General features: G+C 53.7%; 4 protein-coding genes and 1 pseudogene. 2 read left to right on the top strand and 3 right to left on the bottom strand.

The window, feature by feature from the left end:
* Positions 1 to 859: 859 nt before the first annotated feature.
* Both ACN0WW_RS17010 and ACN0WW_RS17005 read left to right on the top strand, forming a co-directional pair.
* Complete coding sequence (locus ACN0WW_RS17010) at positions 860 to 1,642, top strand: DUF5131 family protein (RefSeq protein ID WP_417614231.1); 783 nt, start codon at positions 860 to 862, stop codon at positions 1,640 to 1,642.
* Positions 1,643 to 1,684: 42 nt separating this feature from the next.
* On the top strand, positions 1,685 to 2,938 hold the full coding sequence (locus tag ACN0WW_RS17005; RefSeq protein WP_417614229.1) for a three-Cys-motif partner protein TcmP: 1,254 nt from the start codon (positions 1,685 to 1,687) through the stop codon (positions 2,936 to 2,938).
* Between the two features lie 6 nt (positions 2,939 to 2,944).
* Here ACN0WW_RS17005 and ACN0WW_RS17000 read toward each other — a convergent pair whose 3' ends face one another.
* The 3 genes and pseudogenes from ACN0WW_RS17000 to ACN0WW_RS16990 form a co-directional block, all read right to left on the bottom strand.
* Positions 2,945 to 6,442 carry a class I SAM-dependent DNA methyltransferase gene (locus ACN0WW_RS17000; RefSeq protein WP_417614227.1) on the bottom strand — a complete coding sequence of 1,166 codons (3,498 nt, stop codon included), beginning with the start codon at positions 6,440 to 6,442 and terminating at the stop codon, positions 2,945 to 2,947.
* Positions 6,443 to 6,499: 57 nt separating this feature from the next.
* Positions 6,500 to 7,621, bottom strand: a complete 1,122-nt coding sequence (locus ACN0WW_RS16995; protein WP_417614225.1) for a Fic family protein — start codon at positions 7,619 to 7,621, stop codon at positions 6,500 to 6,502.
* A 273-nt stretch (positions 7,622 to 7,894) separates the two neighbouring features.
* Positions 7,895 to 8,665: pseudogene (locus ACN0WW_RS16990) on the bottom strand (site-specific integrase); the annotation flags it as partial.

The raw sequence follows: 8,665 nt of genomic DNA, 5'->3' as shown, positions 1-8,665 counted from the left end.
ATCCGAAACCCTAGAATTTTCATGCAACATAACCGCCTCCATCACCCCAAAACTGCCGCAACCGGCCCCGGAGAGGCGGGGTGGGCGGCAAGAGCGACCAGAAAGGCCCGCATCAAGCGGTCAGGCGCACAGAATTGCTTGTTTGACTGCTTTGAAAAGCAGTCGCTGGGGCTGAAACGAAGTGGAAGACCCCGCCCGCAGGGCGGGGTTGCGCCTGAGCGCGGCGGGCCTAGCCGGGAGCGCCGCCCACACCGTCTCTCTGGTGCCGGAAAACAACGCCGGCGCGTCCGCGCCGTCCATATCAATCGCACATCATCGCGATTATGCCATCCGCGAAGCCGCCCAACAAAAACGGCACCCTTGCACGGCGCGACGCCGCGCGGTGGTGTGCGCGCGCGAAAGTGCGCCAGCGACCACCGGGCAAGGAAAGAGGCAAAAGTGCCTGCGGGTCAGAACAAAAATACCGCACCCTCAAGGAGCGCAGCGGGAAAGAGTGCGTCCTTAAAAATCCCGCTCATCACCTGCGGTCCGCCAGGACTGCCCTTCCTCTTGCGCCATGCGATCGTCACCGGCAGGCCGAGACGCCAAAGGCAGCTCGGTGCAGTGAGCCCGCGAAGGCGGGATCGCGGAATAGAGCGCGGTGCGGACTTGTCCGCAGGCGTTTAAACTACGCTGAGAGGTTACAAGGCATTATAAATTGCTGCACCCATCCACACTTCCTCGATTACTTGCAGTAAGAAGTTGCTCAAATGCCCTCAATAAGGCATCTATTTCAGCATGAAATCCACAAAAGCGAAGGCCGAACGAAATGGAAATTAGTCAATGGCACGCAATTTTAGACTAGCTGAGGCAGGCTAATATGGCAGAAACACAAATCGAATGGACGGATGCGACTTGGAATCCAGTAGCAGGCTGCACGATTATGTCGGCGGGTTGCACCAACTGCTATGCAATGCAAATGGCCAAGCGACTGGAGGCGATGCGCGTTGAGAAATATGCTGGTTTAACGAGAAAGAGCGGAAAGCGGACAATTTGGAACGGCGTCGTGAATGAAGACCGGTCGGCGCTCGACATTCCTCTCAAATGGAAAAAACCGAGAAAGATTTTTGTAAATTCAATGTCCGATTTGTTTCACGAGCAAGTGAGTGACGAATTCATCTTATGTGTCTGGCAAGTGATGCGGGACACACACAGGCACAGCTATCAAATTCTGACGAAACGCCCTGACCGCATGGCGAAGCTGATTGCCGCCAAAGTTCCAGACATTTTGCCGAATGTGTGGCTAGGAACCAGCGTGGAAGATGCCGAAGTTATATCAAGGATTGATCATCTCCGTGCAGTTCCCGCCGCAATCCGTTTCATTTCGTTCGAACCCCTTATCGGTCCGGTCGGCGAAATCGACCTGAATAGCATTGATTGGGCTATCGTCGGCGGAGAAAGCGGAAAAGACGCCCGGCCCATAAAGGAAGAATGGATTGACGAAATTCACGAGCAGTGCGCCGATAATAATACGGCGTTCTTTTTCAAACAGTGGGGAACTTGGGGGAAAGACAATAAACGCCGCTCAAAGAAGGCGAATGGCCGTGAGTATCGAGGCCGCACTTGGGATGAAATGCCAGCGCCGGTTGCAATGGCGCTATAATCAAATCGGGTATTTCTCTTTAAAATATTTGCGGGGGCGAGAGTGGTAGAAAAGCGGTATCAATGGGCTGACGGTGCAACACTGGATGACCATTCCAGACGTAAGCATAAAATTCTACGAGAATATTTTTTCAAATATTTGGCCGTTCGCTGCCAAATTCCACAGCAGGCTAAGTTTCGTTTGGCTGTAATTGATGGCTTCGCTGGTGGAGGACGATACAAATGCGGCGCAGCCGGGTCTCCCATAATTTTTGTCGAAGAACTCAAAAATGCAGTTGCCGCTGTAAACTTGGAACGTGCAGCTCAAGGCCTTGGAGCCATTGAAATCGAGTGCCTGCTGCTTCTGAATGATGAGAGCCAAGAGGCAATCAATACACTGAAATCGAATGTCACACCGCTACTCGCCGAAATCAAAGAGAATCACGACAAGTTAAATTTGCAAGTGGAATATCTAAATCACCCCTTCGAAGTAGCTTATCCAACGGTTAAAAAATATCTTTCTCAGGGTAGCTACCGGAATGTCATCTTTAATCTGGATCAGTGCGGGCATAGCCATGTCGCGCACGGGACAATTCTTGACATTATGCGCTCCTATCCATCGGCTGAAATCTTCTACACCTTCGCAGTGGAGTCCTTGTTGGCGTTCCTTCGAAAATCAGAGCCGGAGGCCTTTGCGAAGCAATTGGGCGCGGTTGGTGTCGATGATAAAGCGCTGGAATCATTGCAAGGCACACTGAACAATTATGCTTGGCTCGGCGTCGCGGAACGACTGGTTTTCGAAGTTTACAAAAATTGTGCGCCTTTCGTCAGTCCCTTCTCCATCAACAATCCAAATGGCTGGAGATATTGGCTCATTCACTTTGCAAACAACTATCGAGCGCGCCAAGTTTACAATAACATTCTGCACGATAATAGCAGTTCGCAAGCCCATTTCGGTCGTTCTGGCCTCAACATGCTCGCCTACGATCCATCGCATGAAGAAGGTTCGCTGTATCTATTTGGCGACAATGATCGCGCAGTCGCGAAAGGCCAATTGCTTGAAGATATTCCGCGCTTGGTTTCGGAGTCTGGTGACGCCGTACTCATTGGGGATTTTTACGCTGGCATTTACAATGCTACACCTGCCCATGCAGATGATGTTCATGCCGCGATGATTGAAAATCCGGACATTGAAGTCATAACTGCAAATGGTGGTGAACGGCGCAAGGGCAACACTATCGTCGTCGGCGATGTCATCAAAATTAAAAAGCAGCGCAGCTTTTTTCCGGTATTTCTCGATTCTGACAAACCCCAATAACCCAAGTCACGCCGTATATCGTCCATCCGCAAGCCGCCGCGCCTGTCCGATGGCGGTTAGGGCGTCCAGCACGGGGGTTATGCCCTTGGCGTTTGTGCCTTTGATGGCGCGGGCGATGTCGCGGGGGTGTTGGGGGGATGGCGACGCGGCAAGAATATTGGCTACAGCACTAACTTGTTCGGCGAGTGTTTTTGGCCACGGGATGATTGTTGCAACAACCGGCAAAGCGGGGGCATCGCCCAGATCGAGATCGCGGTTGACGGGTTTGGCGGTTTCGCCCGGCGATTGATATTCAGGGCGCAGCCAGCGGACGACGCCCTTGGCTTCTTCAGCGGCCCGCTCGCGGTTGAGCGCCACCAATCTGGTAAGGATTTCATCATCCGACAAATTAGAAAGCCAGCCGTAAGCTTCGGCAACGGCGGCATCGATGGCATCGTGATGCTGTTTGATGAGCGAGACTTGCCCGCGTGTTGCGATGTCTTTCAGCTTCGGTTCTATCGCGGTCTTTTCCTTTTCGGCGACGCGAATGGCTTCCAGCGCATTGTACAGCCCGGTCAGTGTTATATCCGAATGTTCGGCCAACACTTTCTTACGCAACGCATCCAGTTTTTCAGCTTCGTTCCGAATGCGGTCTTTAAGGTTGTCAGGAACGTCTGCTGGAAATGGGAAAGGGTCGAAACAAGCGGTTTTGTTGTACCTGGGGCGGTCCTCAAGTGTTCCGCCCGCTCGCAATGCCCAGACGACGTGCAATCGGCTCGACATCACGCCCAACCAAAACGCATCACTAAGCGCCGAACAAACGAGCATATTATCCGGCACAATGCCTATTGGCAGAAACTGGAACACCCGGTGCTTGGCTGTTTCGATGGTTGCGATATAGCGATCAATTCCGGCCATAGCTTTCCGCAACTCGCTGCGCGCTTCGCCATAGATCCACCAGTTTTCGCGGTAACTGGCGCGGTTGTTCTGGGCGCGGTGCGGTTTCACATTTGAAAGAACGTGCTGATATACCGCCGGATGCAGATCCCGCGCTTCGGCCTCGGTCAGGCCATAAAGGTCGATGACTTTTACATCGCGCGAGCGTGATGCCAGGTCGCGGCCATTGCGATAATCAAATATCACATTCGCATCGCCGGGATTGCCTGAGCGAAAGCGCGGCTTATCGTTTGAGGTTGTAAATCCAAGTTTTTCGGCCTCTTCCGGCGAAAGAATAAAGCCGCTCCCCATCAGCTGCACTCCACGCGAAGCGAGCTTGTCGTTGGCCTTGAGCGGGATCGTTGCAGTTACATCCGCACCGATGCGAAGATCGCTGTTTATCATTCCCTGCTTGCTATCAAGGCTGATGCTATCAGGGGCGGCGCCTTCGTCCGTAACGGCTCGCAGCAATCCTTCTGCTTTACCAGGTTGCGCCACGGTCATTGCAATACGCACCGCTGCGCCATCGCTGGAATCAACCCAAGGGTGATTGGGAATGGCGAACGTCAGACTGATCCGGTCTTTGTTTTCCAGATATTTGGCGACGACACGGCGGCTGAATGTTTGTGGCAGCGAATTGGTCGTGATGAAACCAAAGCGTCGTACCGTTTTCTTTCTTGTTGCAAGCGCCGCCTTGTCCCACCAGTGCATCACGAAATCAGCGGATTCAGGAACATCAGTGGTTTTGAACAGCGCATCAAAATAGCCGCCGCCCAATCGTTCCCGAACATCCTTGCCGCCAATGAACGGCGGATTACCGACAATGAAATCGGCTTTGGGCCATTTTGCTGCCTTCGCACCGACATAGCGTTCAACCTCGACGCGCGCATCCTCATCGGGAACACTCTTTCCGGTCACGGGATGCAGTTTCATCGTCTCGCCGTCCCAACGGGTGAGCGGCTTGCCATGGTCGTCCTGCTCCAGGACTTTCTTATCCCACGAGATAAGGGCATCGCGATTTTCGATGGTCTTTACATCGCGCAGCACGGGTTCGGGCGGCATTCGTCCTTCGCCAGAAACACGGAAATGCCATTGCAGGTAGCCGATCCACAAAACCAATTGTGCAATCGCCGCCGCGCGCGGGTTTATCTCGATACCAAGGAAATTTTCGGGTGTAATCGTATGGCCGCTCATTTCCGCCACATATTGCTTGTCGCCCAGTTCGATCAGCAGCGAGATGACTTCGCCTTCAAGCTCTTTCATCCGTGCCAGCGCAACATAGAGGAAATTGCCCGTGCCGCAGGCAGGGTCAAGAACTTTGGTTTGCGCTAGTGTGCCATGAAATTTTTCGATAACCGCGCGGGCTTCATCGGATTTACCCGCCTCAATCAGGCTTGTGGCCGCCGCCTGCACGCCCGCCCAATCAGCACGCAGCGGTTCAATGACGGTGGGCAATACCAACCGTTCGACATAGGCACGCGGGGTATAATGCGCGCCCAGCTTTGCGCGTTCCTTGCCGTCAAGTGCGCGTTCGAGCAAGGTGCCGAAAATCGCTGGCTCAACATCGTTCCAATTCTTTTCCGATGACTGGATTAAAAGCCCGATCTCATCGGCATCCAGCGGGATAACAGTCTGATCTTTGAACAGATAGCCATTGAATTTTCGGACGGTCTCTCCGGCATCGCCCAGCGCGCCGACAAAACCGCCAGTGTCCATCTTCGCCCATAAATCGGTCAGTGCGGGCGTTAGATTTTCCGGTCGCGTCTGCATCTTTTTAAGGAGCGCGGTAAAACTGCCGTCCGGTATAAGGCCGACATCTTCGGCAAACATCGTGAAAAGGCAGCGCATCAGGAAATCAGCAACGCGTGTCGGGTTTTGCTCGCGCGCCTCTAGCCGTTTGGACAATGCGGCAAGCCGGTCGGCAATTTCCCGCGTGACCTTGGCCGCTTCCTTGGAGGGGTCAAGGCTGAGCGGGTCATTCCAGATGGTTGCCAAGCGGGCGCGGACATCCTCATGCCGCAGATCATCCAATTTGATGCGGAAACGAGCCGCGTCGGGAAACTGGGTATATTGCTTCCCGGTTCCGCTGAAATCGGCATAGACATCAATGCAATGGCCAACATCGGTAATTAGCAGAAATGGCGGCCAGCCATGTTCGAGCGGCAATGCCTTGGCATAGCGTTCGGCCTGTCCTTTGGCTTTCAGCATCGCCGCAGCCCAGCCTGGAGTGCCGCGCTTGGCGGTGCCTTGCTTCAGCTTATCTGCTGCAGGTTTGCCAAAAAAGTCAGCTTCTCCGCGTTTCGCAGCTTCACGGTCCGCATCCGTGCCTTGCTTTGCCTCCAGCACGAAACAATTACGCTTATAGGCGTCCAAGCGACCAAAGCTGGTTGTGCCGTCACCATTGTCCTGAAACACGCGACGTTCAAAGACATAATCATTGTGAGCGTCATCAGGCTGGCTCCCATTGGGAGAATCAACTCCAATGAGAGCGCAAAGTCCGTTCACAAAGCTCTGCGTATTGGCAAGCTCCGAACCGCCGGTAATGGCCCAGTCCGCAATGAATGAATCTATCTGATTGTTATTCTGCACGGATTATCTTTAGACGCCGGGGCACATTAGTCGCAATCAACAAACGAAGGAGCGATGTCATTTGTTATCGTCCCCTATATCCACAGCAAGCCGGTAGCGCGCATAGCGACGCTCACCGGTGCGGATCAGCGCATTTTTTGCAATCAAGTCATTCAAATCGCGCGTCGCCGTCGCCGTCGTTGCACCGGTAATCGTCCGATAGTTTCCAGCGCTTAATCCGCCTTTAAATCCATCTGGCCCTTCGCGGAACATTCGGATCAAGGCCTTTTCCTGCCTCTCGTTGATCTCGCCGCGAAGGCGATCAAACAGGCGCGTCTTTTCAATCAGGAACCGTATACGGGTGATCGTGCGAGCCTGGGCCTCGATGACAATATCGGCAAACCATGTCAGCCACGCATCGATGTCGTTGCTCTGGCTTCCAAGGTGAAGCGCGGCATAATAGGCTTTGCGGTGGCGATGAATCGTCTCTGCAAGCGCTGTCAGCGTTGGGGTTTCGAGACTTTGCGCTAATGCTTTTTCAGCAATCGCGCGCCCAATCCGGCCATTGCCGTCTTCAAAGGGATGAATGCTCTCAAACCACAGGTGAGCGATAGCCGCCCGCGTGATCGCAGGAACTTGATTTGGTGATGACGGGGCGCTTTCGTTGAACCATACAATAAAGCGAGACATCTCCATCGGCACATCTGTTGACGGCGGCGCTTCAAAATGCACGCGCGGTGCCTGGAGTGCGCCCGACACAATCTGCATCGGATCTTCGTGTGTCCGGTAGCGCCCGACATCAGCAATGTCGCGGCGACCATTCATTAGCATCGCGTGCCACGCAAACAGCGTCTGATCGTCAAGCGGCTCGGCATGGCTGCGATAGATATCGGCCATAAGCTCGGCAGCACCGGCCTCAGCGGCGCTTGCCCGGCGTTGATCGGCAGCAAAGCCCAGATGCCGTGCTAGTGATGATTGGACGCTATCGCGGTCAAGGATTTCGCCTTCAATGGCAGAGCTATCGACAATTTCTTGGGAAATAAGTTCGATGGTCAAGCCATTGCGTTCATCGTCGCCAAGATGATGCAAGGCCCCGATTACAACACCGGAGCCTTTCAAGAATTGTGCTTCTGACATGCGGATACGTTCCGCGTCGAAGCGAAAGTCAGGCCAGTCAGGAAGTTGCCAATTCCAGCGCATGATCGATAAGAACCCTTTCTATCCATCATGATATAACATTATTGTGATTGATAAAGCGAGTGCCAATCAATCATCAAAGGCGAAAATGTCGCTTCGCGTCGTTAAGTTGTGGCGATGGCCGAATCCCGTTCAGGATTCTGGTGGCCAGCATGACAATATCCTTCGATTGTCATTTCGCGAAAAGTCGAGGCGCTTCCCCTTTGGTCAGCTCGCCTCATTGGACATGGCAACACCGCTGTTCAGCGGTCTGTTCCATCCATGCCCTTAATAAGCCTATTCATCGTCAAGATCAATCTTGGCACGAGGTGACGATTTCGAGGCTCTAAGGGGTTTGGGCCTACGGACGTTGATGGAGGCTGCATCAAGAGTGCTCTTGATGTGTGCGGCATAGAATTTCTCAATCATCTCGACGCTAGTGCGGCAGTTTTTGGCGATCTGGTAGATGTCGGCCCCCTCCATCAACCGCATACAAATATAGGTGTGACGCAGACTATAGGCAGTGCGGGGCTTCTCATCCCGGTCGCGCTTGAGGTTAGCCCGCTCCAAAATACCGTTAAATAGCCTGACGTGGTTGCCTGGAAACACTGGGTCTCTAAGTTCGGGATATTCCGGTGCCGGTGGATCTTCAGATAATGGCGGCAGGCCTTCTTTACGCCGTCGCTGCTTCTCACGGCGGCTTTCCGCCTGAACAGGTTTTGGCCGATTGAGCAATCGCTCATAAGGCCTGACCGCGCTTGGCATCGACTTGCAATAGCCGACACCGCGTTTGCCGCGTACCTCGATTTCAAGGATCGTCTCACCACTCGCGTCATCTTCTACAATTGCTACATCGCGATGCTGGAGATTTTTTGCCTCATCGGGCCGCAAGCCGGTGTTGGCAAGAAACAGCACATAGTCGTGTACCTGCTCAGCATTCCAGCGATCCCGTTCATGATAGGGATCACGCGCATAGGCGCGCGTGGCTTCATAGAGCTGCTTGTATTCGGCTGGACTGAACCAAGGACGATGGACGATCTTACCCTGCGTTCTGTAAGGCGGTGAAAG

Origin of the sequence: Parasphingorhabdus sp. (assembly GCF_048269865.1) — a bacterium.
In the GTDB taxonomy this organism is placed as follows: Bacteria; Pseudomonadota; Alphaproteobacteria; order Sphingomonadales; family Sphingomonadaceae; genus Parasphingorhabdus.
The sequence above is the reverse complement of the archived record's forward strand: the minus strand, read 5'-3'. Positions and strand labels throughout refer to the sequence as shown.

Coding starts and splice junctions, on each gene's coding strand:
- ACN0WW_RS17010 (WP_417614231.1), top strand. CDS start 860: ATGGCAGAAACACAAATCGAATGGACGGATGCGACTTGGAATCCAGTA.
- ACN0WW_RS16995 (WP_417614225.1), bottom strand. CDS start 7,621: ATGCGCTGGAATTGGCAACTTCCTGACTGGCCTGACTTTCGCTTCGAC.